Source organism: Microbacterium sp. CIAB417, assembly GCF_022788845.1.
On the sequence record NZ_JAHZUT010000012.1, the window covers coordinates 1 to 25,415 of the forward strand.

The 25,415-nt window shown below is 70.5% G+C and carries 25 protein-coding genes; 12 read left to right on the plus strand and 13 right to left on the minus strand.

Annotated features, from left to right (window positions below; all coding sequences use genetic code 11):
* Positions 1–116: 116 nt before the first annotated feature.
* Together KYX17_RS28810 and KYX17_RS28815 are read right to left on the minus strand one after the other, a co-directional pair.
* Positions 117–308 carry a helix-turn-helix domain-containing protein gene (locus tag KYX17_RS28810; RefSeq protein ID WP_243232682.1) on the minus strand — a complete coding sequence of 64 codons (192 nt, stop codon included), beginning with the start codon at positions 306–308 and terminating at the stop codon, positions 117–119.
* Between the two features lie 97 nt (positions 309–405).
* Entirely contained in the window at positions 406–1,326 is a 921-nt protein-coding gene (locus tag KYX17_RS28815; protein ID WP_243232684.1) for a TetR/AcrR family transcriptional regulator, read from the minus strand.
* Between the two features lie 104 nt (positions 1,327–1,430).
* Here KYX17_RS28815 and KYX17_RS28820 point away from each other — a divergent pair, with 104 nt between their 5' ends.
* On the plus strand, positions 1,431–2,348 hold the full coding sequence (locus tag KYX17_RS28820; RefSeq protein ID WP_243232694.1) for an ATP-binding cassette domain-containing protein: 918 nt from the start codon (positions 1,431–1,433) through the stop codon (positions 2,346–2,348).
* Entirely contained in the window at positions 2,345–3,160 is an 816-nt protein-coding gene (locus KYX17_RS28825; protein WP_243232696.1) for an ABC transporter permease, read from the plus strand. The genes KYX17_RS28820 and KYX17_RS28825 overlap by 4 nt, the downstream gene beginning before the upstream one ends.
* A gap of 48 nt (positions 3,161–3,208) precedes the next feature.
* On the opposite strand, the gene KYX17_RS28830 is transcribed toward KYX17_RS28825, so the two are convergent.
* On the minus strand, positions 3,209–3,616 hold the full coding sequence (locus KYX17_RS28830) for a helix-turn-helix transcriptional regulator (RefSeq protein ID WP_243232703.1): 408 nt from the start codon (positions 3,614–3,616) through the stop codon (positions 3,209–3,211).
* An 88-nt stretch (positions 3,617–3,704) separates the two neighbouring features.
* Here KYX17_RS28830 and KYX17_RS28835 point away from each other — a divergent pair, with 88 nt between their 5' ends.
* Positions 3,705–5,135: a TrkH family potassium uptake protein gene (locus tag KYX17_RS28835; protein ID WP_243232705.1), complete on the plus strand. Its 1,431-nt coding sequence runs from the start codon at positions 3,705–3,707 to the stop codon at positions 5,133–5,135.
* Positions 5,128–5,799, plus strand: coding sequence for a TrkA family potassium uptake protein (locus KYX17_RS28840; RefSeq protein WP_243232707.1), 672 nt, complete (start codon positions 5,128–5,130; stop codon positions 5,797–5,799). Before KYX17_RS28835 ends, KYX17_RS28840 begins: the two co-directional genes overlap by 8 nt.
* A gap of 20 nt (positions 5,800–5,819) precedes the next feature.
* Here KYX17_RS28840 and KYX17_RS28845 read toward each other — a convergent pair whose 3' ends face one another.
* Together KYX17_RS28845 and proC are read right to left on the minus strand one after the other, a co-directional pair.
* Positions 5,820–6,107 (minus strand): DUF1905 domain-containing protein, encoded by a 288-nt coding sequence (locus tag KYX17_RS28845; protein ID WP_243232709.1) that lies wholly within the window; start codon positions 6,105–6,107, stop codon positions 5,820–5,822.
* A gap of 1 nt (position 6,108) precedes the next feature.
* Positions 6,109–6,948 carry a pyrroline-5-carboxylate reductase gene (proC, locus tag KYX17_RS28850; RefSeq protein WP_243232711.1) on the minus strand — a complete coding sequence of 280 codons (840 nt, stop codon included), beginning with the start codon at positions 6,946–6,948 and terminating at the stop codon, positions 6,109–6,111.
* Between the two features lie 70 nt (positions 6,949–7,018).
* Here proC and KYX17_RS28855 point away from each other — a divergent pair, with 70 nt between their 5' ends.
* Positions 7,019–7,990 (plus strand): cation diffusion facilitator family transporter, encoded by a 972-nt coding sequence (locus KYX17_RS28855; protein WP_243232713.1) that lies wholly within the window; start codon positions 7,019–7,021, stop codon positions 7,988–7,990.
* A gap of 7 nt (positions 7,991–7,997) precedes the next feature.
* On the opposite strand, the gene tadA is transcribed toward KYX17_RS28855, so the two are convergent.
* Positions 7,998–8,453 carry a tRNA adenosine(34) deaminase TadA gene (gene tadA / locus KYX17_RS28860; RefSeq protein WP_283818253.1) on the minus strand — a complete coding sequence of 152 codons (456 nt, stop codon included), beginning with the start codon at positions 8,451–8,453 and terminating at the stop codon, positions 7,998–8,000.
* A gap of 44 nt (positions 8,454–8,497) precedes the next feature.
* Between tadA and upp the strand changes: the two genes are divergently transcribed.
* On the plus strand, positions 8,498–9,130 hold the full coding sequence (upp, locus tag KYX17_RS28865) for a uracil phosphoribosyltransferase (protein ID WP_243232715.1): 633 nt from the start codon (positions 8,498–8,500) through the stop codon (positions 9,128–9,130).
* Positions 9,131–9,160: 30 nt separating this feature from the next.
* On the opposite strand, the gene KYX17_RS28870 is transcribed toward upp, so the two are convergent.
* Both KYX17_RS28870 and nadE read right to left on the minus strand, forming a co-directional pair.
* A complete protein-coding gene (locus tag KYX17_RS28870; protein WP_243232717.1) occupies positions 9,161–12,646 on the minus strand; it encodes a bifunctional RecB family nuclease/DEAD/DEAH box helicase in 3,486 nt (1,161 codons plus the stop codon).
* A 67-nt stretch (positions 12,647–12,713) separates the two neighbouring features.
* Positions 12,714–13,532, minus strand: a complete 819-nt coding sequence (gene nadE / locus KYX17_RS28875; protein WP_243232722.1) for an ammonia-dependent NAD(+) synthetase — start codon at positions 13,530–13,532, stop codon at positions 12,714–12,716.
* A gap of 123 nt (positions 13,533–13,655) precedes the next feature.
* On the opposite strand from nadE, the gene KYX17_RS28880 reads away from it, so the two are divergent.
* The gene (locus tag KYX17_RS28880; RefSeq protein WP_243232723.1) at positions 13,656–14,609 is read left to right on the plus strand and encodes an aldo/keto reductase; all 954 of its coding nucleotides are present in this window, start codon (positions 13,656–13,658) and stop codon (positions 14,607–14,609) included.
* Positions 14,610–14,633: 24 nt separating this feature from the next.
* Here the strand turns inward: KYX17_RS28880 and KYX17_RS28885 are convergent, their stop codons facing one another.
* From KYX17_RS28885 to KYX17_RS28900, 4 genes are all read right to left on the minus strand, one after another.
* On the minus strand, positions 14,634–17,657 hold the full coding sequence (locus KYX17_RS28885; RefSeq protein WP_243232725.1) for an AAA family ATPase: 3,024 nt from the start codon (positions 17,655–17,657) through the stop codon (positions 14,634–14,636).
* On the minus strand, positions 17,657–18,811 hold the full coding sequence (locus KYX17_RS28890; protein WP_243232727.1) for an exonuclease SbcCD subunit D: 1,155 nt from the start codon (positions 18,809–18,811) through the stop codon (positions 17,657–17,659). Before KYX17_RS28890 ends, KYX17_RS28885 begins: the two co-directional genes overlap by 1 nt.
* A gap of 284 nt (positions 18,812–19,095) precedes the next feature.
* Positions 19,096–19,560 carry a DIP1984 family protein gene (locus KYX17_RS28895; protein WP_243232729.1) on the minus strand — a complete coding sequence of 155 codons (465 nt, stop codon included), beginning with the start codon at positions 19,558–19,560 and terminating at the stop codon, positions 19,096–19,098.
* 78 nt (positions 19,561–19,638) lie between these two features.
* Complete coding sequence (locus KYX17_RS28900; protein ID WP_243232731.1) at positions 19,639–19,947, minus strand: GNAT family N-acetyltransferase; 309 nt, start codon at positions 19,945–19,947, stop codon at positions 19,639–19,641.
* A gap of 326 nt (positions 19,948–20,273) precedes the next feature.
* On the opposite strand from KYX17_RS28900, the gene KYX17_RS28905 reads away from it, so the two are divergent.
* Entirely contained in the window at positions 20,274–20,960 is a 687-nt protein-coding gene (locus KYX17_RS28905; RefSeq protein WP_243232733.1) for a winged helix-turn-helix domain-containing protein, read from the plus strand.
* Positions 20,961–21,165: 205 nt separating this feature from the next.
* Positions 21,166–22,125, plus strand: a complete 960-nt coding sequence (locus KYX17_RS28910) for a DNA-3-methyladenine glycosylase (RefSeq protein ID WP_243232735.1) — start codon at positions 21,166–21,168, stop codon at positions 22,123–22,125.
* Between the two features lie 3 nt (positions 22,126–22,128).
* Here KYX17_RS28910 and KYX17_RS28915 read toward each other — a convergent pair whose 3' ends face one another.
* Entirely contained in the window at positions 22,129–22,722 is a 594-nt protein-coding gene (locus KYX17_RS28915; RefSeq protein WP_243232737.1) for a helix-turn-helix domain-containing protein, read from the minus strand.
* A 47-nt stretch (positions 22,723–22,769) separates the two neighbouring features.
* Here KYX17_RS28915 and KYX17_RS28920 point away from each other — a divergent pair, with 47 nt between their 5' ends.
* The 3 genes from KYX17_RS28920 to KYX17_RS28930 are packed head-to-tail and all read left to right on the plus strand — an operon-like array spanning position 22,770 to position 25,407.
* Positions 22,770–23,627 carry a trans-aconitate 2-methyltransferase gene (locus tag KYX17_RS28920; protein ID WP_243232739.1) on the plus strand — a complete coding sequence of 286 codons (858 nt, stop codon included), beginning with the start codon at positions 22,770–22,772 and terminating at the stop codon, positions 23,625–23,627.
* Positions 23,620–25,185: an MFS transporter gene (locus KYX17_RS28925; protein ID WP_243232741.1), complete on the plus strand. Its 1,566-nt coding sequence runs from the start codon at positions 23,620–23,622 to the stop codon at positions 25,183–25,185. Before KYX17_RS28920 ends, KYX17_RS28925 begins: the two co-directional genes overlap by 8 nt.
* A 9-nt stretch (positions 25,186–25,194) precedes the next feature.
* Positions 25,195–25,407 carry a hypothetical protein gene (locus KYX17_RS28930; RefSeq protein ID WP_243232743.1) on the plus strand — a complete coding sequence of 71 codons (213 nt, stop codon included), beginning with the start codon at positions 25,195–25,197 and terminating at the stop codon, positions 25,405–25,407.
* Positions 25,408–25,415: the final 8 nt, after the last annotated feature.

Sequence of the window (25,415 nt, forward strand, 5' to 3'; positions counted from 1 at the left end):
CCTCACTACGTCAGGGGCTGGATGCCGCACGGAATCGGACACCCGGGTACGGGCACGGAAAAATGCCTCGGATCAGTCTAGCAAAGCCGAAAGCGCCCCGAGCACGCGCCGATCGGTCAGCCCGCATCCGCGATGGGACGGCGCAGCGCGTCGGCGACCGCCGACTCCGGAACGCGGTAACTGCGGCCGAACCGGATCGCCGGCAGGTCGCCGGCGTGCACGAGACGGTACACCGTCATCTTCGACACGCGCATGATCTCGGCGACCTCGGCGACCGTCAGGAAGCGAACGTCTGGAACTTCGGGCATCCCCTGTACCCCTTTCTGCTGAAGCACACTCTAGGCCGTCGGTGTCACGCATGTAAACCCGCGTGACGGATGTGATGCGTGAGACCCGTGTGACGCGTCAGCTCCTGGTCAGGCGCTCGGTGGCGTCGCGGAGCGCCTGGCGCTCGACCTTGCGGGCCGCCCGCAGCATCTTCTCGGCCTCCCGCACGGCCTTCTGCGCCTCGCGGTACTTCTTGTCGCCCGCGAGCTCCGCCCGCTCCAGGCCGAGGAACTCGTGCGCGGCCGCATGCCGCTCGCCGCGGTCGAGGCTGTCGATGTACATGCCCACTCCGTCCAGCACGCGCTCCATCGCGAAGCGAAAGGGATCGTCAGATGTCGTGAAGACGCCGGCATCGATCGCACGACGAAGGTGCGGGAACTCCTCCGCCGCGATGACGCGGTCGAAGAGCTCGGCCTCCTGCATGGACACCTCCTCCGCTGTGAGCCCGGTCCGGCGGGACTCCTCGGAGTACCCGGCGAGCACCATGCCGTACCAGCGCGCGTGACCGGTCATCGCCAGCGCGACGGCGAGCCGCTCGGTCTCACTCAGCGGAGTCTCGGCGAGCGCTTCGAGCCCCGCGTCGATCCACGCCGAGCTGTTCGGGGTGATGGGCGACCCCGTGATCGGCAGCGACAGGATCCACGGGTGCCGGAGGTAGATGAGCACCTGCGCCTCGGAGAGCGCGCGCAGCCTGTTCCGCCAACCCTCGTGCTCACGATGGTCCTCGGGAGGAAGGCCGGTCGCCTGCTCCTGCATGAGCAGCAGGAGGTCGTCCTTGGCGCTGACGTACCGGTAGAGCGACATCGGCGTGAACCCGAGCTTCGCGGCGACCGCCGCCATCGAGACCGCGCCGATCCCCTCGGCGTCGGCCAGCTCCACGGCCGCATCGACGATCCGCTCGACGCTCATCTCGCGCTTCGGTCCGCGCTGCGGGTTCGCCGCGACACCCCACGCCAGCGCGATGCCCCTCGGGAGCTCCGGGAGTTCCTCGTCCGTCATGCGACCATCCTACTTCTGTTTATTTCCTAAACAGTGTGTTATGGTCATACACAGTTGTATCCGACGTACACAGTTTATGCCCTGCACAGAAAGGAACGACGCTCATGACCGCACTCGCGATCGAGGTTACGGGTCTTCGCAAGCGCTTCGGCGATCACACCGTCATCGACGGGATCGATCTCTCCGTCTCGCGCGGCGAGGTGTTCGCCCTGCTCGGCCCGAACGGGGCCGGCAAGACCACGACCATCAACATCCTCACCACCCTCACCCGGCCCGACGCCGGCACCGTGAAGGTCGGCGGATTCGACGTCCGCAGCCAGCCGGTCGCGGTGCAGCAGCGGATCAGCCTCACGGGCCAGTCCGCGGCCGTCGACGACGCTCTCACCGCGACGGAGAACGTGGTCATGTTCGGCCGGCTCTCCGGCCTCGGCCGGAAACAGGCTCGTCGTCGATCGGCCGACCTGCTCGAACGGTTCGGACTGACCGACGCCGCCTCGCGCCCGGTGCGCACGTACTCCGGGGGCATGCGCCGCCGGCTCGACCTGGCGCTGAGCTTCGTGATCACCCCGGAGATCCTCTTCCTCGACGAGCCCACCACGGGACTGGACACCCGCAGTCGCCGGGACCTGTGGGACATCATCCGCTCGATGGCGGATGCCGGGACCACCGTCTTCCTCACCACGCAATACCTCGAGGAGGCCGACCAGCTCGCGGACCGCATCGCCGTCCTCCATGACGGGCGCATCGCCGCTCTCGGAACCGCGGCGGAGCTGAAGTCCCGCGTCGGCGGAGACACCGTCGAGGTGCACGACGAGCACGGCGAGCTTCTGCGCGAGGTGCCGACGGACGGCACCCTTCCGGGGCTGCGCCGCGCGCTCGACCAGCTGGACGAGCAGGGCACGGAAGGCAGCGTGTCGCTGCGGCGCCCGTCGCTGGACGACGTGTTCCTCGCCCTCACCTCATCCGACCGCCCCCGCACCGACGCGTTCGTCGGCGCCACGTCCACGAAGGAGTCCGCATGACCACCCTGACTGCCGCGCCGACGGCCCCCTCGGCGCCCGCTGTCCGCCCTCGCCTGCGCGGGGCCACCGCCGAAGCCGTGTTCGTGGGGCGCAGCATGCGCCACTCGCTCCGCGACGGCGAATCGCTGCTCATGGCGATCATGCTCCCCGTGATGCTCATGCTGATGTTCACCTGGGTGTTCGGGGGCGCGATCGACCCGTCCGGCGCCTATGTGGACTACGTCGTGCCGGGCATCATCCTCACCTGCGCCGGCTTCGGCGCGTCATCGACGGCGGTGTACGTCGCCAACGACATGCGCACCGGCATCATCGACCGATTCCGGACCATGCCGTTGCGCGCCGGAGCCGTGCTCACCGGGCACGTCGTCGCGAGCCTGATCCGCAACCTCGTCGCCACGTCGATCGTGATCGGCGTCGGCGTCCTCGTCGGCTTCCGCCCGACGGCGGACTTCGGGGAATGGGTCGCCATGGGCGCGCTCATCGCGCTGTACATCCTCGCGATCACCTACCTGTTCGCCGCGATCGGTCTGGCGGCGGGCTCGCCCGAGGGGGCGAACGGCTACGGCTTCGTGCTGCTGTTCCTTCCCTACCTGTCGAGCGCCTTCGTGCCGGTTGCGAGCATGCCGGATTGGCTGCAGCCGATCGCCGAGTACCAGCCCATCACCCCGATCGTCGAGACGATCCGGGCCCTCCTGATGGGCACATCGGTCGACACCGAGCCGCTGTGGGCGATCGTGTGGTGCGTCGCGATCCTCGCCGTCGCGGCGGTCTGGGGCAGCTGGCTGTTCCGCCGCAAGGCCGGCCGCCGCTGACCGCAGCCGCACAGGACCCGTCCGGTTCGCCGGGCGGGTCCTCGCGCGTCAGGCTCCAAGACGCTTGAGCGCGGACTGCACGACGTGCTTCGCGGATGCCGCGGCACGGCCGACCGCCTCGGCGGCATGCGCCGCACCGTCCGGAAGCGGGACGAGGTCGTAGCCCGAGTCGTCCGCGAACGCGTCCACGAGGAACGGCATGAGCCAGTCGTCGACGACCTCCAGAGGCTCGACCGCGAGGCTGTAGAACCGGCGCTGACCGTCCTCGCGCACGGTGACGAGCTCGGCCTCGCGCAGCACCTTGAGGTGCTTCGAGACCGTCGGCTGGCTGATGCCGAGCTCGCTCACGATCTGGGTGACGCTGGTGCCGGCATCCCCCTCCGACGACCGTCGCAGCAGGAGCTGGAGGATGTCTCGCCTCGTGCCGTCCGCGATCACGTCGAAGATGTCGGTCATGTGATCAGGGTAGTCGTCCCACGCGCGGAGTACCATGACGAAGGCTCGGCACGCAGAGACCGCCGGGCGACGACCGGAAAGGGGAACGATGTCGGGCATCTCGTCTGCCGTCGCCCCTCGGCGCGGGTTCCGCGGCCTCTGGCAGTTCGGCAAGCACCTCGTCACGTCGTCGCCGTCCCGATTCGCGATCGTGATCTTCGCGTCGCTGATCCTCGTCTTCACCGCCCTGCTGGCGCTGCCGATCGCGTCGGCCAGCCGCACCGTCACGCCGCTCGCGGACGCGCTGTTCACCGCCGTGTCGACCATCTGCGTCACGGGTCTCGCGACCGTCGACATGGCGACGCACTGGTCTCCCTTCGGCCACGTCGTCATCTTCATCGGCGTCAACATCGGCGGCATGGGCGTGCTGACGCTCGCCTCGGTCATGGGCCTGGTGATCTCCAAGCGCCTGGGACTGCGGGCCAAGCTCATCGCCGCCGGCGACACCAATCCGCTGCGGGCCCACGGCGGACCGGTGAACGAAGGCCAGACCGTCCGCCTCGGCGAAGTCGGTCAGCTGCTGACGACGGTCGCGCTGTCCACGCTGCTCATCGAGGCCGTCGTCGCGATCCTGCTGTATCCCGGACTCGTCATGGCCGGGATCGACCCGCTGGTCGCCCTGTGGGAAGCCCCCTATTACGCGGCCATGTCCTTCACGAACACCGGGTTCTCGCCGAACGCGGGCGGGGTCGGGGTGTTCGCGGACGACTACTTCGTCCTGAGCGTGCTCATGGTGAGCGTGTTCCTGGGCAGCATCGGATTCCCCGTCATCTACACGCTCGCCAAGCACCACTGGCACATCAACCGCTGGTCGCTGCACACCAAGCTCACGCTGATCACCACGGTCCTTCTCTTCTTCGCCGGCGCAGTCGTCTTCCTCATCCTCGAGTACGACAACCCGGGCACGTTCGGATCGATGGATGCCGTGGACACGACGTTCCAGGCCTTCTTCCTGTCCGCCATGACGCGGTCGGGCGGCTTCAGCGTCGTGGACATCGGCGAACTGAACGGCTCCTCGCTGGTGGCCGGCTCCATGCTCATGTTCGTGGGCGGCGGCTCGGCGTCCACCGCCGGCGGGATCAAGGTGACCACGCTCGCCGTCCTCGCCATCGCCGTGTGGTCGGAGGCGAAGGGGCGCCAGTCCGTCGAGGCCTTCGGCCGCCGCATCCCCAGCGACGTCCAGCGCGTCGCGCTCTCGGTCGTCGCATGGGGCGCGACCATCGTGGCGCTGTCGACCATCGTGATCGCGCAGATCACGAAGGCGGACATCAGTCATGTGCTCTTCGACGTCATCTCGGCATTCGGCACGGTCGGACTGTCGACCGGGCTCACCGGCGAGCTCCCCGATTCCGCGTCGTACGTGATGGCGGCGACCATCTTCATGGGGCGCGTTGGTACAGTGACTCTCGCCGCGGCGGTCGCCGCGACGTCGCGAACGCAGCTCTACTCGCTGCCCGTGGAAAGGCCGATCGTTGGTTGACGTCATCCGGGGCGACGCCCCCGTCCTCGTGATCGGACTCGGCCGCTTCGGCGCCGCGTGCGCCGGCGAGCTGGATCGACTGGACCGCGAGGTGCTCGCGATCGACGAGAGCCTCGAACTCGTGCAGAAGTGGTCGGATCGAGTCACCCACACGGTGCAGGCGGATGCGCGCAACATCGACGCGCTGCGCCAGATCGGCGCCCAGGACTTCCAGGTGGCCGTCGTCGCCGTCGGGTCGCTCATCGAGGCATCCGTGCTCATCACGGCGAACCTCGTCGACCTCAAGGTCCCCCAGATCTGGGCCAAGGCCGTCTCGCAGTCGCACGGCAAGATCCTCGCCCGCGTCGGCGCCAACCACGTCATCTACCCCGAGCGCGAGGCCGGCGAGCGCGTCGCCCACCTCGTCAGCGGCCGGATGCTGGACTTCATCCGCTTCGACGACGACTTCGTGCTGGCGAAGATGTACCCGCCGAAGTTCATCCGCGGCGTGGGACTGAACCAGTCCGGCGTGCGCACGAAGTACAACGTCACGGTCGTGGGCGTGAAGAGTCCCGGCAAGCCGTTCCGCTATGCCGAGGCGGACACGGTCGTGACGAACCACGACCTCATCATCGTCTCCGGAACGAATGTCGACATCGAGCGGTTCGCCAGCCTCGACCGCTGAGAGCTGTTCCGCGCCGCCTCTCAGGCGTCGATGTCGAGCGTGACGTCGATCACGTCGTCGACCGCGATCCGCTCGGCTTCCTGCAGCGCCTTCTTGACCGGGACGATGTAACCGCCGTCCTTGGGCCAGAGCGACGTCGTCAGCGTCGTGTCGCCGACCGTGACCCGCACAGGGATCATCCCCCAGCCGTACGTCACGATGCCGGAGACGTCATGGATCATCTCGCTCTCCGCCAGCGGCACGGTCACGAAATGGAACGGCGCGGGACCGCGCCAGTACCAGACGGGGCCGGCGAAGCGCAGTCGCACGTCAGGCTCCCGCCGCGAGCTCTCGGGCCCTGGCCAGAGCCGCGTCCGTCGCCTCCGCGAAGACGACGTCGAGGTGCGCGTCCTGCAGCACGGCGATGGCGCGCTCGGTCGTGCCCTTGGGGCTCGTGACGCGCCGGCGCAGCTCGGCCGGCTCCTCGCCGGTCGCGTCGAGCAGCGCGGCCGCGCCGATGAAGGTCTGCTCGGCCATGAGACGCGCATCCGCCTCGTCGAACCCCTTGCCGACGGCCGCCCTGGTGAGCTCCTCGATGAGCAGGTACACGTACGCTGGGCCGGAGCCCGAGATCGTCGACAGCGCGTCGATCTGCGGCTCGGGAACCTCGACGACCGCCCCGACGAGTTCGAACAGTCTCCGCACCAGGGCGACGTCGTCGGCACCGGCGCTGGATCCGGCTGCCAGTCCCGTGACGGCCTTGCCGACGGTCGCCGGAGTGTTCGGCATCGAACGGATCACACTCACTCCGTCCCCCAGGTGCTCGGCGAACGTGGCGAGAGTCACCCCGGCCGCGAGGCTCACGACGATCGCGTCCGGCTGCAGGACGGGCGCGATCTCGCGGAGCAGGTCGGGCACCATCGCCGGCTTGACGCCGACGAGCACGACGCGCGCTGCAGCGGCTGCCTCCGTGTTGCCCTCCGGACGCTCGTCCAGCGCGATCGCGCTGACGCCGGAGAGGTCCGCCAGCGCCTGCGCCTTCTCGGTCGTGCGGTTCGTCGCGATGATCCCGCCCTGGACCGGGATGCCGGACGCGACGACCCCACGGAGGATCGCGCCGCCCATGGAACCGGCGCCGAGGAATGCGAGGGAGGGGAGGGAGTCGGCCATACCGTCATCCTATGGCGGACGCCCCGCGGGCTCTCCTGCGATGCCCGGATGCCGGAACTAGACTCGTGTCATGAGTGCATCGGGCGGCGGCAAGGCCATCATCGCGGCGTTCCTGGCGAACATGGGGATCGCCCTCGCGAAGTTCATCGCCTGGGCGCTGTCGGGTTCCGCGTCGATGCTCGCCGAGGCCATCCACTCCGTCGCCGACTCCGGAAACCAGCTGCTGCTCATGCTCGGCGGGCGCAAGGCGAAGCGCACGGCGGACCGGGAGCATCCGTTCGGCTACGGCCGCGAACGGTACGTGTACGCCTTCGTCGTGTCGATCATCCTCTTCTCGGTCGGCGGCGTGTTCGCGATCTACGAGGGCATCGACAAGCTCACGCATCCGCACGCCCTGGACCCGGTCTGGTGGTGGCTGCCGCTGGTCGTGCTCGTGGTCGCCATCGGACTCGAGTCCTTCTCGCTGCGCACCGCGGTGCGCGAGAGCAACCTCGTGCGCGCGAAGGGTCAGTCGTGGGTGTCTTTCGTCCGCCGCTCCAAGGCGCCGGAGCTGCCGGTCGTGCTGCTGGAGGACGTCGGGGCGCTGACCGGTCTCACGTTCGCCCTGCTCGGTGTCGGGCTCACGGTGATCACCGGCAACCCGCTGTTCGACGCGCTCGGCACGCTGATGATCGGAACCCTGCTCGTGCTGATCGCGATCGTGCTGGGTGTCGAGACGAAGAGCCTCCTGGTCGGCGAGGGCGCGAACCAAGGCGACCACGATCTGATCGTCGACGCGATCGTCTCCGGTGAAGAGGTGGAGAAGCTCATCCACCTGAAGACCCTGTACCTCGGGCCGGACGAGCTGCTCGTGGCCGCGAAGATCGCCTTGTCCGGTGACAAGACGGTGCGCGAGGCGGCCGACGACATCAACGACATCGAGAAGAGGATCCGGGATGCCGTTCCCGTCGCGCGGGCGGTGTACATCGAGCCGGACATCTACCGCCCGTCGCTCGATCCCGAGCCCTCCACCGACGTGTTCGTCCTGAAGTCCGCCGACTGAGCCGCCGTCAGCGGCGGGCCTCGAAGAAGGCGCGCAGCAGCGACGTCGCGTCGTCCTCGTCGACTCCGCCGACGACCTCGGCGCGATAGGGCAGGCGCCGATCGCGCAGTACGTCGTACATCGAGCCCGCGGCCCCCGCCTTGTCGTCCCAGGCCCCGAAGACCACGCGGCCGATGCGCGCCTGCAGGACCGCCCCCGCGCACATGACGCACGGTTCGAGCGTCACAACCAGGGTGTGGCCCTCGAGGTTCCACGAGCCGAGAGAGGCCGCGGCGCGCCGCAGCGCCACGATCTCGGCGTGTCCCGTCGGGTCGTGCGTCTCCTCACGGGTGTTGCGCCCCTCGGCGACGATCCGCCCGGCGGCGTCGAGGACGACCGCCCCGACGGGGACGTCGCCCGCGTCGCCGGCCTCCGCGGCGAGCGCGAGCGCGCGCTGCATGCCCTGTGCGTCCGATCCGGCCATACGTCGACCCTATTGCGCGCCGCTGCGGGCAGTACCCTGGATCCATGCGTGTTCACGTCGCCGACCACCCCCTCATCACCCACAAGCTCTCGGTGCTGCGCGACCAGCGCACGCCGTCGCCGGTGTTCCGCCAGCTCACCGAGGAGCTTGTGACGCTTCTCGCCTACGAGGCGACGCGCAACGTGCGGGTCTCCCCCGTCGAGATCACCACCCCCGTGACGACGACGATGGGCGTCAAGATCTCCGAGCCGCGACCGATCGTCGTGCCGATCCTGCGCGCCGGACTCGGAATGCTGGAGGGGATGGTGAAGCTCCTTCCCACGGCCGAGGTCGGATTCCTCGGCATGGTGCGCGACGAGGAGACCTTCGAGCCCACCACGTACGCCGAACGCCTCCCGGACGATCTCAGCGACCGGCAGTGCTTCGCGATCGACCCCATGCTCGCCACCGGCGGCTCGCTGGGCGCGGCGATCCAGTTCCTGTTCGACCGCGGAGCCAAGGACGTCACGGCCATCTGCCTGCTGGGCACGCCCGAGGGCGTCGCGGCGATCGAGAAGCTGGTCGGCGACCGGGACGTGACGCTCGTGCTGGGTGCTCTGGACGAGCGCCTCAACGAGAAGGGCTACATCGTGCCCGGTCTCGGTGACGCGGGCGACCGCCTGTACGGCACGGTCTGAGCCCCGCGCCTCCGCGTCGCTCGACCCCGATCACTCCTCGTCCGCACCGACGAGACGTGCGAAGGCGCTGAGGCGCACGACGCCCTCGGTCGTCCACGGCAGGTCGTCCAGCAGCGCCGGAGAATGCACGAGGTACGCGACGCTCTTCGCGCGGGAGATCGCGACGTTCAGCCTGTTCTGCAGCAGCAGGAACTCCGGTCCCCTCGGGGCGTCTCGCCCGCTCGAGGCCGCGAGCGACGTGATCGAGACCACGGCCTCCTTGCCCTGAAAGTTGTCGACCGTGCCGACGGGAACCCGCCCGAACCCGGCATCCGACAGCGCCTGATGGATCAGCTGCTTCTGCGCGTTGTACGGAGCGACGACGATGATGTCCTCCTGCTCCAGCGGACGCGGAGGCGATCCGGTCATGCCGTCGACGAAACTCCGCCCGATCAGGTCGTGCACGATCCGCACGACCTCGGCGCTCTCCTCGACGGACTGCGTGGCATTGCCGCGATGGCGCACCGGGACCACGTGCAGTCCCGGTCGGATGCCGTCGACCGTGCGGCGCTCGGTTCCGGGCGCCGACGCGAGTCGTCCGGCGTAGGCCAGGCGGGAGACAGGGGCCGCCACGGCCGGGTGCATCCGCCAGGACTTCGCCAGGAAGTGCCCGTAGGCGGGGTCGAGCACCTGCTGACCCGACATCACCCACCCCAGAGCCGACGTGTCCACGGGTTCCGGGTGCGTGCCCTGACTCACCTGAGGCAGCTGCTGCGGGTCGCCCAGCAGCAGCAGGTTCTTCGCGCCCGCCGCCACGGCGATGGTCGAGGCGAGCGAGAACTGGCCCGCCTCATCGATCACGAGCAGGTCGAGTCCTGCGCGATCCACGCGTCGCGTGTTGCTGAAGTCCCACGCGGTGCCGCCCACGACGAAGCCCTCGGGGTGTTCGCCGATGAACGCCGCCATGCCGTCCTTCGGGATCACCGTGAAGGGCGGTTCGACGTCGGCGTCCTTGGGGTGCTTCGCCACCTGCGCCGCGGGGACCCCGTCGGCGATGACCCGGCCCAGCAGCGTCTCGACGATCGCGTGCGACTGGGCGACGACCCCGATGCGGAACCCGTGGTCGCGCACGAGCCGAGCGATGACCTGCGAACCGGTGTAGGTCTTCCCCGTCCCCGGAGGCCCTTGGACGGCGAGGTAGCTGCGATCCAGGTCGAGGATGCCGCGGACGATCGCATCGATCGCGTCGCCGTTCGCCGCCGGCAGCGGCCCGCCGGACACCGTGCGCGGCACCGCTCGGCGCAGGATGTCGGTCGCCGCGTCCTTCGGGAAGTGCGGCGCCGCCTCGTGGACGGCCTGCGCCCACTCCTCGATCGCCTTCTGCTGCGAGGCGACGTTCGGCGGCGCGGCCGGGGTCAGCGCCAGCGGCACCTCGTCCCACGTCTCCCCCTGCACCGCGCGCTCGCGCACGACGTATCCGTCGTCGAGGACCTCGACGATCTCCACCTCATGCGGAGCGTGGATCACCCGCGACGGCAGGTCGGCGATGAACGGCGCCGGAGTCTCGTAGAGCGCGAACGGGCGTCCGCCCACGCCGAGCGTGCTGCCGGGAGCGACCTCCCCCCGCAGTTCGACGAGCCGCGTCAGGGTGCGATTGCCCTCGCCCACCGCCCAGTCCTCGACCGTTCGGCTGCGGGAGGCGTCCACGCGCAGCACGTCCCGCGTCTGCTCCCACACCGAGACGGGTTCGCGCAGCCGCTGGAAGTGCCCCTGCCAGAAGCTCTTCATCTCGCGCGGGTAGTAGTCGATCGCAGCAGCGGCCACGCGGTGGACCTCGCCGTCGCCGCCGGACCGTTCGAGGTCCTCGCCGTCCGCGAGCAGCGCGACCGAAAGCGGCGACGGCTCGTACGCCCTCGTCTCGGGCTCGTCGGGAGGAGCGGGCAGCACCCCCTCCTGCTTCGCGAGCCCGATCAGCCAGTCCCGCAGCCGGCGGGTGGACACGCAGTCGTAGCGGTTGTAGTCCGCGAGGTCGGCGAGGATACCGGCGGCCTCGGCCTCCTGCCCTGCCGCCCGCAGTTGGCGCGCCTCGACGTACCGGACGATCGAGTCGTCCCCCTTCTGCACGTCGCTGGTGCGCACCTCCGCTCCCATGTAGAGCGGCTCGAGCTTCTTGATCGAGTACGAGCGCGACCCGACCCGCACCGAGCGCAGCACGAGGGGGTAGAGATCGACGAACACGCCCTCGCGCAGCAGTCGGTCGACGTCCGCCTCCCCCACGCCGTGACGCGCCGCCATCGCCGACAGGTGCGAGGTCTCGTACGGCGCGTAGTGGTAGATGTGCATGTCGGGATGCGCCTGCCGCCGCAGCTTCACGAACGCGAGGAAGTCGAGCAGCGCCCGCTTCTCCTCGGCGAAGCTGTGCGCCCACAGCGCGGTGTACTGCTCGACGTTGTCGATCCAGCCGAACAAGTAGTCGATGCCCCAGTGCGGCCGGTCTCCGCGATCGGGGTCGGCGGCCGGTTCCGTGTAGAGCGGATCGCCCTCGAAGTCGAAGAAGATGTCGCCGTGGCTGGGCCGCGGCATGAGTCCGATCGCGTTCGGCGAGATCAGCTCGAAGGGCGGCGGGTCGCCCTCGTCGGGGTGGGCGCCGACCTGGAGCCGCGCCTGGGCTCGCAGCGCCGCGAAGGTGTCGGCGTTCATGCCGTCCGGCGGCTCAGGTGCGTCGACGAGATCGTCGATCGTGCGGATGCCGGCGGCGCGCAGTCGCTGACGTTGCACCGGTCGCATCCGCGCGACCATCAGCAGGTCGCGATGGGCGAGCACCTGCTCCTCGCAGGCGGCGCACCGGCCGCAGGCGGCGATCCGCAGATCACCGCGTTCATCCCCCCAGGCGAGCGGCGCACCGGCCGCCCCGTCACCGACCGCACGATCCGCGATGAGCGCGCGCAGGCGGGCTCTGCGGACACGGAAAAGCGGGAGCAGATCGTCGACGGCGTGCGTGCTGAGCGTGCCGTCGCCGAGGATCAGGTCGACCTCGTCCGAGCGCGGGACGCCGAGCCTATCGAGCTGATCGACGTATGCCGCCAGCTGCATGAGAGCGGTGACGCGGGCCGTGCGCGCGAGCTTGGAGTCCTGGACACGCCAGCGATCGTCCTCGTCACGCAGGAGGAAGTCGGCGAAGCCGACGAACTCGTCGGTCGAGAAGGCCGCCTGGAAGAGCACCTTCGCGTCCGATCGCAGCGCGTCGCGCGTCTCGGCTACGACCGCCGCGAGCGAGGCGGAATCGGCCGAGGAGACCTTGGACACCTCGTGCACCGCCGTGCCGAAGCGGTCGCGGTAGGCCTGCAGGACGTTCTGCTCGTGCACGTCGCCGAGCTCCGCCGCGCGCAGCAGGGTGGCGTCCTCGGGTTCCTCCACGGCCGGGACCCGGCCGAGCTTCGCATCGATCGTGCGACACCAGGCGAACTCGCATTCCGCGGCGAGCTTCAGGTCGCTGGCACTCCAGACGATGCGCTGCGCCGCGGTGTCGATCCTCATGGTTCGAGACTAGTTGCGGGCTCCGACACGGCCGCGGGCCCGCGCGAGGCGCGACGACCGACGGTGCTCAGCGCCACCAGGTGTCGGACGGCGTGACGGGAAGACGTCGCTTGTGCTCGGTCGCCCGGTACTTGTCCTCGATGCGGGCGGCCGCGTCGGCGTCGACCGGACGTCCTTCCAGGTAGTCGTCGATCTGCTCGTAGGTGAGGCCGAGTTCGTCCTCGTCGGCGCGACCGGGCTGCCCGTCGAGGAGGTCGGCGGTCGGCACCTTCTGCCACAGCCGTTCGGGGGCGCTGAGCTCCCGCAGCAGCGCCTTGCCCTGGCGCTTGGTGAGTCCGGACAGCGGGAGGATGTCCGCGGCTCCGTCTCCGAACTTCGTGTAGAAGCCCGTCACGGCCTCGGCCGCGTGATCGGTCCCGATCACCAGCATCCTGTCGTGCCCCGCGAGCGCGTACTGCGTCACCATGCGGATACGGGCCTTGATGTTCCCCCGGTTGAAGTCCGAGACCTCGGCGCCGGCCGCCTGCTCGATGTCCTTCTCGACACCGTCGACGCCGCCCTGGATGTTGACCTCCACCACACGATCGGCGGCGATGAACTCCAGCGCCGCGACGGCGTCGTCGGCATCCTGCTGGATCCGGTACGGCAGACGGACCGCGATGAAGGTCGCCGGGGTCCCGGCCTCGCGCACCTTCTCGACGGCGAGCTGCGCGAGCCGCCCCGCGAGCGTCGAGTCCTGCCCTCCGGAGATCCCGAGGACGTATCCGTGAGCACCGGTCGTCATGAGGTAGTCGGCGAGGAACTGCACTCGTCGATCGACCTCGGTCCTGGCGTCGATGTCGGGGTGGACGCCCAGGGCGTCTGCGATCTCCTGCTGAAGCGACACGGTATCCTCCACTCTCTGTCCGCGTCCAGTATCGCGCGTGCGGATGACAGTCGTGTGACGTCGACGCGGAATAGCCGGTGCGGCATACGACTTGTCCTCAGAAGACGACGAAAGCGAGCATCCATGACCCTCCTCGGCCGCAGCGACCTCGATGTGTTCCCCCTCGCCCTCGGCGGCAACGTGTTCGGCTGGACCGCCGACCGCGACGCCTCCTTCCGCATCCTCGACGCCTTCACGGAGGGCGGAGGCGACTTCATCGACACCGCCGACGTGTACAGCGCCTGGGTGCCGGGCAATTCCGGAGGAGAGAGCGAGACCATCCTCGGCGAATGGCTGGCCGCACGTCGGCCCCGCGACGTCGTGATCGCCACCAAGGTCAGCCAGCACCCCGAGTTCCGCGGACTGTCCGCGAAGAACGTCCGAGCGGCAGCGGAGGCATCCCTGAAGCGGCTGGGCGTGGACACGATCGACCTCTACTACGCGCACTTCGACGACGAGAACACACCGCTCGAGGAGACGGTGGCGGCCTTCGGTCAGCTCGTCGCGGACGGGCTGGTCCGCCACACGGCGGTGTCGAACTACTCGGCCGACCGTATCCGCACCTGGATCCGCATCGCACAGGATGCCGGCACCGCCGTGCCCGTCGTCGTGCAGCCCCACTACAACCTCGTGCACCGCAACGACGTCGAGGAGAGCATCATCCCCGTGGCGGAGGAGTTCGGGCTCGGACTGGTGCCCTATTACGCCCTGGCCAGCGGCTTCCTCACCGGGAAGTACCGTTCGGAGGATGCCGGAGCCGTGGCGTCCGCGCGCGCCGGCGGCGCCGCGAAGTACGCCACCGCGCACGGCCTGCGGATCATCGACGAGCTCGAGCGCATCGGCCGGGCCCACGGCGCCTCGGTGGCATCCGTGGCACTCGCGTGGCTGCGCGCGCAGCCCACCGTCGTCGCGCCGATAGCGAGCGCCTCCCGGGTGGAGCAGGTGGAGGATCTGCTGCAGAGCGTGCGGATCCAGCTCAGCGCCGAGGAGGTCGCGTCGCTGAGCGCCGTGTCCGCCTGGACACCGGCCAACGCCTGACCGAACGGGCCCGCGGGGGTCGCGTCAGCGCGGCTGGACGATCCGGCTCGGTCCGGTGTCGGTCTGCTCCACACGCAGCTGGGCGGGGATCTGCTCCTGCATCGCCTCGACGTGGCTGATGACCCCGACGGTGCGCCCGCCGGAGCGCAGTTCGTCGAGGGTCCTCATCGCGACCTCGAGGGTGTCGGCGTCAAGGGAGCCGAATCCCTCGTCGATGAAGAGGGTGTCGAGCGTGATGCCCCCGGCGCGACCCGTCACGACCTCGGCGAGGCCGAGCGCGAGAGCGAGCGACGAGAGGAAGGTCTCGCCTCCGGACAGCGACTGCGCCGGTCGCGTGCGCCCGGTGAACGCGTCGAACACGACGATGCCGAGTCCGCTGGCCGCCCCTCGCGCGGCCAGCGCGTCGGAGTGGTGCAGCTGATACCGCCCGGTCGACATCTCGCTGAGCCGGCGGTTCGCCGCCGCGACGATCTCCTCGAGCTCGGCGGCGAGCACGAACGTCTCCAGGGTCATGCGGTGCGTGTTGCCGGCACGGCCGGCGATCGTGTCCGCAAGACCACGCAGCACCTCGTGCTCCTCGGTCAGCGCCGCGCTGCGTTCGTGCTCGGCGACCGCGGCGTCGATCAGCCCGGACAGCTGCTCCGCCGTCGCCTGCGCGGCCGACGCGGCGCCCATGGCCTCGGTCCACGCCGTCCTGGCGGCTGCGGCCGCCTCCTCGGCCGGCGCGACGTCGATCGGCTGATCGGGGAGGGCTCGCAGCTCGAGAGGCAGCAGGATCCGCTTCTCCGATTCGCGCTGCACGGCATGGGCGCTGATGCGGGCCTCGAGCGCTTCGCACTCCGCATCGGATCGCAGGGCGGCCTCGACCGCGGTCTCATCGTCGAAGTCCGAGTCCGCGACGGCGGCGTCGGACTCGGCTCGCGCGGCGTCGGCCGCAGCCGTGCGCCGCGCGAGCTCGCCGAGCGCGTCGGCGAACGCGCGTGCCGCCCTGATCTGCTCAGCCGCCTCGGTCATCCGCTCCGCGACCGAGTCGAAGGCACCGCGCGCCTCGGCGATCAGCGCCTCCGCTTCGCGCTCGCGCTCCTCGACGACCGCGAGTTCCTCGCGGGCCACCGCCAGCGCGGTCGCGGCGTCCTCGCGCCGGCGCTCCAACTGCTCGGAGGCCGCATCGAGCGCGGCCAGTCGCTCGTCGAGGTCGGCCGCCCGAGCGGCCGCGGCGACGGCGGCATCATGGGCGGCGATCGCGGTGGCGAGCTCCTGCTCGGCCTGAGCGGGCGTGCGACCGTCCGCTCGTGCCTCGGCGGCGGAGCGCTCCGCCCGGAGCGCCGCGCTGAGCTCCGCCGCCTCGCGTTCGACGGCCGCCGCAGCGTCGCGTTCCTGCTGGGCGGCCTCCACCGCCTCCGCCGTGACCGGGTCGGTGTGCGCCGCCGGTGCCGGGTGCTCCGTCGCCCCGCAGACCGGGCAGGCCTCCCCCGGCACGAGCGCCTGGGCGAGTTCGCCGGACATGCCGTCCAGGCGCCGTTGCAGCAGTTGCGCGAGAGTCGTCTGCGCGGTGGCGAACGCGGCTCCGGCATCGGCGTACGCACGTTCGGCGGCGGCGAGCGAGGCCGCGAGCCGCTCCGCCTCCGCGGCGGCCGCCTGTCGATCCGCCGCCTGGTCCCGGTCGCGCGCCAGGTCGTCCGCGCGGTCGGCGAGTCGCCGTGCGGCGTCGCGATCGGCGATGAGACCGACGCGTCGCGCGGGAAGCTCGGCACGCTCGGCGTCGTCCGCCTCGATCCGCGTCGTCGCCGCCGCGACCCGCTCCCGCGCCGCCTCGAGCTCCGCACGCCGCGCGGTGGCCTGCCGCTCGTACTCGGCCGCCCGCTCCCACGTTCCGCTCAGCCGCATGCGCTCAGCGGCCCACTCCTCCAGGCTCTCCGCCGTGACGGGATCGCACGGCATCCCCAGTGCATCCCAGGACGCCCTGGACTCGACCTCGGCCTCGGCAGCCGCAGCGCGGGCCTCGTCGGCGCGGCGCAGCGCCGTGATCGTCGGACGCAGCGATTCGGCGCGTCGCGCCCGATCCAGCTCCTCCTTCGCGCGTGCGATCTGCGGCTGCTCGTCGTCGAGCAGGGCGAGAGCGGCGCGGGCACGGTCCCGCTCCTGCTGCGCCGTCCGCTCCTCGCGCAGGACGGTCAGTGCGGCATCCGCAGCCAGCGCCGCCCGTTCGGCGTCGTCTCGCGCCGCGGAGGCCCGCTCCGCCCGGTAGCCGGCACGCGCGAGTGCGCGACGCAGGGCGTCGATCCGCTGCTCGGTCGTTCCGGTTCCGGCGGCACCGGACGAGGGGTCCGCGTCGGCGTCCTCGGCATCCCGTCCCTCGGACGAACCCCAGAGGCCGGCGGTCGTCACGAGGTCCTCTGCCTGCTCGAGCCGCGCTCCGACCGCCGCGAACCGCGCGCTCAGATCGTTCTCGGATCGCCGCCGCCGCTCCTCGAAGCGCGCCTGGATGTCCTCGAAGCGCTCCGTGCCGAACAGGCGCCGCAGCAGCGCCTGACGTTCCCTGCTGTCGGCGAGCAGGAACCGGGCGAAGCGGTTCTGCGCCAGCAGGATCACCTGCAGGAACTGGCTCTGGCTGAGCTGGAGGATCTCATCGAGCTCGTGAGCGACGTCCACCGCGCGCGCGGCGCGGCCCACCCACCCGTCACCGGTCCACTCGTCCAGCGCCACCGCGGAGGCCTGCTTGGTCATGCCTCCGCCGCGCTTCGCCGGGCGCTGGTATTCGGGCGACCGCGTCACCCGGAACCGCCCGGCGGTCGTACTGAACTCGACGACCACCTCGCTCGGGTCGTCGGGTTCGCAGTGATCGCTGCGCAGCCGCTTCTCGCCGCCGTCGTAGCGGGGAACCGCACCGTACAGACCGAAGCAGATCGCGTCCAGGATGCTGGACTTGCCCGCGCCGGTGCGTCCGGCGATGAGGAAGATCCCGTCCTGGGCGAAGGCGTCGAAGTCGACCGTCTGCCGCTCGCGGAACGGGCCGAACCCCTCGACCTCGAGGCGATGCAGGCGCACTAGACCAGGGCCTCTGCGGCCACCCGCTCATCGAGCACCTCGCGGATGAGCTCCGCCTCGCGCTCGGTCGGGCCGTGGCCGGCGCGGACGTGCGCGAGGAATGCCTCGACGCGCTCGGCATCCGTGACGGCCGATCGCAGCCGAGCCGCGTACGACTGCTCGAGGCTCGCGGGGGCGTCGACCGGGTCGTGCTGGACCATGGCGCAGAACGGGAACCGCTCCTTGAGCCGGCGCATCGGCTCGGCCTGCGGGAGGGGATCCGTGTAGACGGCGCACACCCAGTCGTCGGCGTGGGCTGCGGCATTCGCGTCGGACAGGATCTCGTCGAGGGCTCCGGTGAGGGTCACCAGGCGCCGCGGCACCGGCAGCTCCAGCCACTCGACGGCGGCCAGACCGTCGACGTCGAGGTCGACGAGCCAAGATCCGCGCGGCTTGTGCTGCTCGCCGAAGCTGTAGTGCAGCGGAGCCCCGGCGTAGCGGACGCGATCGCTGAGCTGCTGGCGGCCGTGGATGTGCCCCAGAGCCAAGTAGTCGGGCCCGTCGAGGACCTCGAGGGGCACGACGTCCAGCCCGCCCTGACGCACCTCGCGCTCCAGGCCGGTGGTCGCTTCGACGCCTGCGGCGAAGCAGTGCGCGATCGCGACCGAGCGGCCCGGGTGCGCCGCCATGCCCGCGCGGACGAGGTCCATCGCGTGGGCCATCGTCTGCGCCTGCGAACGCAGCGGCAAGTCGGGCCAGTGCTGACGGACGATCGCGGGCTCGAGGTACGGGATGCCGAAGAAGCGCACCGGCCCCGCGGCATCCTCGATCGTGACGGGATCCCCGATCGCGGTCGGATCGGTGAGGACGTGGATGCCGTCGCGCAGCAGCCGGGCCTGGAAGCCGAGACGGGCCGCGGAATCATGGTTGCCGCTCGTGACGATCACGGCGGCGCCGAGGTCGTTCAGCGCGACCAGCGTGTCACCGAGCAGCGTGTAAGCGGGAGCTGCCGGGGTCGCGGAGTCGAACACGTCCCCCGCGACGATCACGACGTCGACGTCGTGATCGCGCACCTGCGCCACCAGCGCGGCGAGCACCTCGGCCAGTGCGTCCATGGTCGAGTGCCCATGGAACGTGCGGCCGATGTGCCAGTCGGAGGTGTGCAGGATTCGCATGTACTCACGGTACGAGGGGGCACCGACATCGCCGACGAGGCGTGCCGCGCGCACCCGGGAACCGTACACCCGGGAACGAACCGTCCCCCTCGCGGAAGGTCCCCTGACCCACCCTCGTCACGACGATCGGCACGCGGTGGTGCACTCTGCGCGATGCGCGTTCACCTGTGCGGCGTGCGGGGCTGCGCGATGCGGGATCTGGGCTGCCCTCCACCCGAACATGGGCCGGATGTTCCCCTCCGGCAGGGGTTGTGCCCGCCTCGTCGTGACTACCGACTTCCGCGTCATCCCTCCAGATCGTGGGTCCAGTTCGCCTGCTGGATCCGGTTGTCGAGCTCGCGCAGCTCCTGCGCGATGTCGTCGGCCGCGGACCGCAGGGGCGCCACCGGGAGCGCCGCGATCTGGCGCAGTTCGGAGCGCATCTGCCGGAGCCCGACCTGATGCGCCCCGGATGCGGCGGCCGCGGCATCCGCCAGCAGGGAATGCTGCAGCCGCAGCACGTCCCGCCGCGCGAGGGCGTCCGTCATCGTGCCGTCCCCGAGGTCGAGGCGGGCGTTGGTCGCGTTGATGCGGCGGATGAGGTCGCGCAGCTGTCCCAGGGCGGCCTCGGCCTCGACGAGGAGTGCAGCGGCGTCCTCGGCCGGTTCCTCGCCCTCCTGATAGCGGGCGTTCGCCGTGATGCGGTCGCGAAGCTGTTCGATGCGTCTCTGCAGGTCGGCGCGGGCGGTGAGGGCCTCGGCGAGTTTCATGTCGGCATCCTCTCAGATCCTGCGATCGGCGTAACAGAGCGTCACAGTCGGCCGAAGCCTGCTAGAGGCGCCCGCAGCTCACCGGCGACGCAGCAGTCCCCGGTGCTCGGGATGCGCCTCGAACCAGTCGGCGACGTACCAGCACACCGCGTCGACCGTGCGATCACCGCGCGAAGCGATGTCGGCGACCGCGCCCTCGACGATCCGCGCCGCATGCCCCTGACCGCGGAAAGTCGGGACCGTGAAAGCCCGTGTGAGCGCGATCGTCGACCCGTCGTCGCGGTAGTCGAGCACGCTCACGAGCTGTCCGTCGCGCAGGAGGGCGTACCGCGACGCATCCTTCTCATCGGTCAGGACGAAGCCGTCTGCGAGGGTCGAATCGGTCACGCCACCACGTTACGCCCGCCTTCGGACGCGGGGGGCGTTTTGACACGGGAGGACACGATCCGACATAATCCCCCCATGACCACCAACGCACGCCCTTTGTCCGCCCAGGAGGCGAACGGGACTGCCGGGATGATGATGCCCGGTCGCGTTGGCATGTGTTGCCGAATGTGCAGCTGACACCTCAGCACACCGCGCCCCGCTCGGCCTTCGCGATCTGCGACGCCTGAGCCCCGAGCATCCACCTGCGTGCTCGCCACCGGCCCTCAAGGTCATTCTCGCAACGCATCCGAGCCGCATCGGCTCACCCTCCCAAGGACTTCATCATCATGTCGAACACCGCTACCCTCGAGCGTCCCGCCACCGCCCGTCTCCGCCCGGCCGACGCGCCCGCCGTCGCCGCCGACCTCCCCGCCACCCGTTCGCCCCGCGGCTTCGCGCTGTACGTCGGGCTGGACGAGATCAAGGCCGCCGAGGCGGGTGTCAGCCTCCCGCTTCTGGTGGACGCGCTGCGCCGCACGCTCGCCGAGCTCGCCCCCGGCGCCGAGACGCACGCGACCGTCGCCCTCGCGCCGCACGGGGCCGGTGGTCGCGACCTGGACGTCGTCCGTCTCGCGCTGCAGGAGCCCGGAGCCATCGCCCGCACCAAGGCCGCCGAGGACGAGGTCACCGAGGAGAACGAAGGCGTCGTCGTCGACATCTCCCGCAAGCGGGTCCTCATCGACGGCGAGTCCGCCGCGTTCACCTACAAGGAGTTCGAGCTGCTGCAGTACCTCGTGCTGCGCGAGGGACGCACGATCGAGCGCACCGAGCTGGTCGGCGCGCTGTGGCAGTCCCCCGAGGACGAGACCCCTGGCGAGCGCACGATCGACGTGCACGTGCGGCGTCTGCGGGCCAAGCTGGGACGTTACGAGGACATCGTGCGCACCGTGCGCGGTGTGGGCTACCGCTTCGACCGCCACGCCGACGTCGTGATCCGCTACGGCCACGGCACCCCCTCGCCCGACCGTTTCTGATCCCCGTCGCGCCCGGCGTCTGCCTCCGAAGTCCGCGCACCCCACGACGGTCCTGTGGTCCACGGATCTGCGACACCTTTCGACGTCTGCCACAGGAACTTTCCGGCGCATATGCCGAGAAGTGGCGCAGAACCCGCGGGATGCACGGGATGCACGTGGGGCAGCGCGCCAGCGCGGTGTCAGGGACGCCGCGTAAGGTGACCGCATGACCTTGACAGCGGATGCCGCGGCCACCGGCTCGCACCTCTCGGCCGAGCCGCTGCGGGCGACGTACCGCCCCGCGGAACCGCTCGATCTCGTCCGCACCGTCGGTGTGCTGATGCGCGGCCCGAAGGATCCGACGATGCTCGTCGACGGAGCGACCGTGTGGCGCGCGAGCCGCACTCCGGACGGAGTCGCCACGCTCGCGGTGCGCTCGGTGTCCGGCGAGGTCAGGGCGACGGCGTGGGGCCCTGGTGCCGCTTGGGCCCTGGACCAGCTGCCCGCCCTGTGCGGCGCGCAGGACGACCCGACCGGATTCGACGTCTCACGGCACCCGATGCTCGCCGAGATCGCCCGGCGCACGGCCGCCGTCCGGCTCACCCGCACCGATCTCGTCTTCGACGCGCTGACCAGCGCCGTCATCGAGCAGAAGGTCACCTCCTTCCAGGCCTTCGGCGCCTGGCGGGTCCTCGTCACGCGCTTCGGCGACCGCGCCCCCGGCCCCACCCCGCGCCCGATGTCCGCGCCGCCGTCGATCGACGGGTGGCGTGCGATCCCCTCCTGGGCGTGGCACCGCGCCGGCGTCGAACCGCCGCAGTCGCGCGCCGTCGCCTCGGCCGCGTCGCGCGGCGGACGCATCGCCGCGGCCGTCCTCGACGCCGCGACGGGTGCCGACCGCGACCGCATCCTCACGAGCCTTCCGGGCATCGGCGCCTGGACGGCCTCCGAGACGCGCATCCGCGCTCTCGGGGACCCCGACGCCGTCAGCGTCGGGGACTACCACCTCGCTCATCAGGTCGGCTACGCGCTGACCGGGTCCCGCGTGGACGACGACGGGATGCTGGAACTGCTGGAGCCCTGGGCCGGTCATCGTCACCGGGTCATCCGCCTGATCCTCGCTGGCGGCCCGCGCGAACCGCGCCGCGGACCGCGACTGGCCCCGCAGGACCACCGCCGACACTGACGGTCAGTCCGCGGCGCGCGGCACGGTGCCGGCCGGCAGGTGACTGCGCTCTCCGTCGTTCGTGACGATGGTCAGGATCTCCACCGGCCCGGACTGCGCGCCGATGACGTGCGGAGTGGTCGTGGAGAACTCGGCGGACTCGCCCTCCTGCACGAGGATGACGCGGTCGCCGAGATGGAGTCGCGCGGTGCCGGAGATCACGGTGAACCAGTCGCGGCCCGGGTGCACGGCCATGTCCTCCTGGCCGGTCGGACGCTCCGGCGAGATGCGCATCTTCGCGACCGTCACGCCGTTCACCGCGCGCTCGTTGGACAACAGCCAGATGGTGGCGTGATCGACCGTGCAAGGATGCGGCCGGATCACGACGTCCTCGGCGTCCTCCGTCTCGATCAGCTCGTCCAGCGTCGTCCCCAGCGCTCGCGCGATCGGGACGAGCTGGTCGAGCGCGATGCGACGCTCGCCGGTCTCGATCCGGCTGAGGTTCGACGGGCTCAGGTGACATTGTCGCGCCAAAGCGTCCAATGTCCATCCCTTGCCCAGCCGCAACGCGCGGATGCGCTGTCGGACGACGCGATCCAGATCCAACTTTTGCTCCATAGGCAATATGGTATGCGCTTAACGCATCTGCGCGCTACCGTTCTTCCATGCCTGAGACACACACGCACGGTCACCACCATGACCACGCCGCTTCCGCACGGGACCACGGCCACGGCGCCGGTCACGCCGACGTCCTCGACCTCGACGCGCTCGTCGTCGGCCACCTCGACGAGCTGTTGAGCTGGATCGACGATCGCCTCACCACCGCGCCGGCACGCGCACTGGACCTCGGTGCGGGCAGCGGCACGGGAGCAATAGCGCTGGCACGCTTCTTCCCCGAGGCCTCCGTGATCGCCCTGGACCGCTCGACGGACATGCTGTCGCATCTGCAGGATGCTGTCGCTCGCGCCGGTCTCGATCGCCGGGTCGCCACCGTGCACGCCGACGCCGACACGGAGTGGCCCGAGATGGGCTCCTTCGATCTCGTCTGGGCGGCATCCTCGCTTCACCACATGAGCAATCCCGGACTCGTCCTGCGCCGGGCGCACGCGGCTCTCGCGGTCGACGGAGTGCTGGCCGTGACCGAGATGGACGGGCTCCCGCGCTTCCTGCCCTCGGACCTGGGTTTCGGCCGTCCCGGCCTCGAGCAGAGGTGCCATGACGCCATGCGCGAGCGCGGATGGAACGCGCATCCCGATTGGACCTCGGCTCTCGAGGAGGCGGGATTCGTCGACGTGGAGCGGCGCACGTTCACCTACCGGCGCGAAGCCGTCTCCGCGGAGGCGCGCGGCTACGCGCGCCGGATCTTCGCCACTGTGCGCGCACACCTCGGCGCGATGATCGGGTCGGCCGATGCGGAGAGCATCGACCGCCTCCTCGATGACGACGACGCCGGCTCGCTGGCGAGGCGCGACGACCTCGTCGTCACGAGCGCCCGCACCATCTGGGTGGGCCGCCGTGGCTGACGGGCGCGCCGCGGCAGAGACCGTCGAGGACTCGGGCCGCCGGCAGCGCATCCTGCTCGCCGTGTGCGCCGCTCTCATGGCTGTGGTCGCCTCCGTGTCCGGACTCAACGTCGCCCAGCCGCAGGTCGCGGTGGAGCTCGACGCCTCGCAGACCACGGTCCTGTGGATCATCAATGCGTACACGCTGACGCTCGCCGCTCTTCTGCTGCCACTCGGTGCCGCGGGCGACCGGTGGGGGCGCAAGCCCATGCTGCTCGTCGGTCTCGCGGCCTTCGCCGCGGCGAACGTGCTCGGCGCGCTGGCCCCGTCGGCCGAGGTGCTCCTGGCCGCACGCGTGGTGAGCGGCATCGGCGCGGCCATCATCATGCCGATCACGCTCGCCGTGATCACCTCGACCTTCCCGGAAGCCGAACGCGCGAAAGGCATCGGCGTCTGGTCAGCCGTGGGAGGAGGAGGCGGGATGCTGGGGATGTTCCTCTCCGCCGTGCTCGTCGATCTCGGAAGCTGGCGCTGGCTGTTCGTCCTGCCCGTGACACTGGCCGCGGTGGCCTTCGTGATCGCTCTCCTGTCCGTGCCGAACACGCGCGATGTTCCCGCGCACGGGTTCGACGTCGTCGGCTCGATCACGTCGGCGGTCGGTGTCGTCGGGGTGATCACGGCCCTGCATGAGGGTCCGGTCCACGGGTGGACGACGCCCCTCAGCCTCACCGCGATCATCAGCGCGGGAATCGCGCTGATGATCTTCATACCGTGGCAACTGCGTTCTCGAGGCCCGCTGCTGGACCTGCGCCTGTTCCGCTCGCCGCGACTGTCGACCGGATCCGTCTCGCTGCTGGCGGCGTTCGCGGTGCAGGGCGGCGTCCTCATCGTCCTCCTGCCGTACTTCCAGACCGTGCTCGGCTGGTCCGGGTTGGGCGCGACGCTGGGGATGATGCCGATGGCGATGGTGATGATGCTGGCCGCCGGACTCGCGCCGAGAGTGTCGGCCCCGTTGGGAATCAGGAGCACGCTGCTCATCGGCATCGCCCTGTTCGCGGGCGGACTGCTGCTGCTGGCCGCTCTGGTGTCGGTCGACGGAGGATACCTCCCCGTTCTGCCCGGACTGCTCGTCATGGGCGTGGGCATGGGCATCGCCATGACCCCGGCCACAGAGGCCATCACCGGGGCGCTCCCACGCGAGCATCAGGGCCTCGCCTCGGCGCTGAACGATGTCACCCGCGAACTCGGAGCGGCTCTGGGCATCGCGGTGCTGGGCGCCTCACTCGCGTCGGGCTATCGCAGCGCGATCGAACCGCAGCTCGCGGATGTGCCCGCGGGCACCGCCGAGGCCGCACGCGAAGGCGTCGCGAACGTGATCGCCGCCGCGGGTGCGGACGCGGACGCGCAGGGTCTCATCCGCGCTGCCCAGGAGGCCTTCATCGCGGGCTGGCAGCAGTCGATGTGGGTCGGGGTCGCCGTCATGGTGGTCCTGTTCGCCTTCGTCACCGCATCCGGCCGCCGCGCCTCTCCGCGCAGGAGCGCCGCGGCGCCCGCTGACAGACCGACGAGCGCGCTCTAGGCTGGGGGCATGGCGGCGTCGAAGAAGCAGCGATGGACCTGGCTGGGCGGCACGACCCTGCTGCTCGTGATCGGCATCGTGGTGGGTCTGGTGCTGCAGAACGTGTGGCTCGGCATCCTCCTGGCGGCGATCGTGTCGATCGGATGGCTCCTGCTGGTGGAGTCGCGCAAGGGCGACAACAACACCGGCGTGGGCGACGAGACCCACGGCATCGAGGTCTGAGCGGCCTG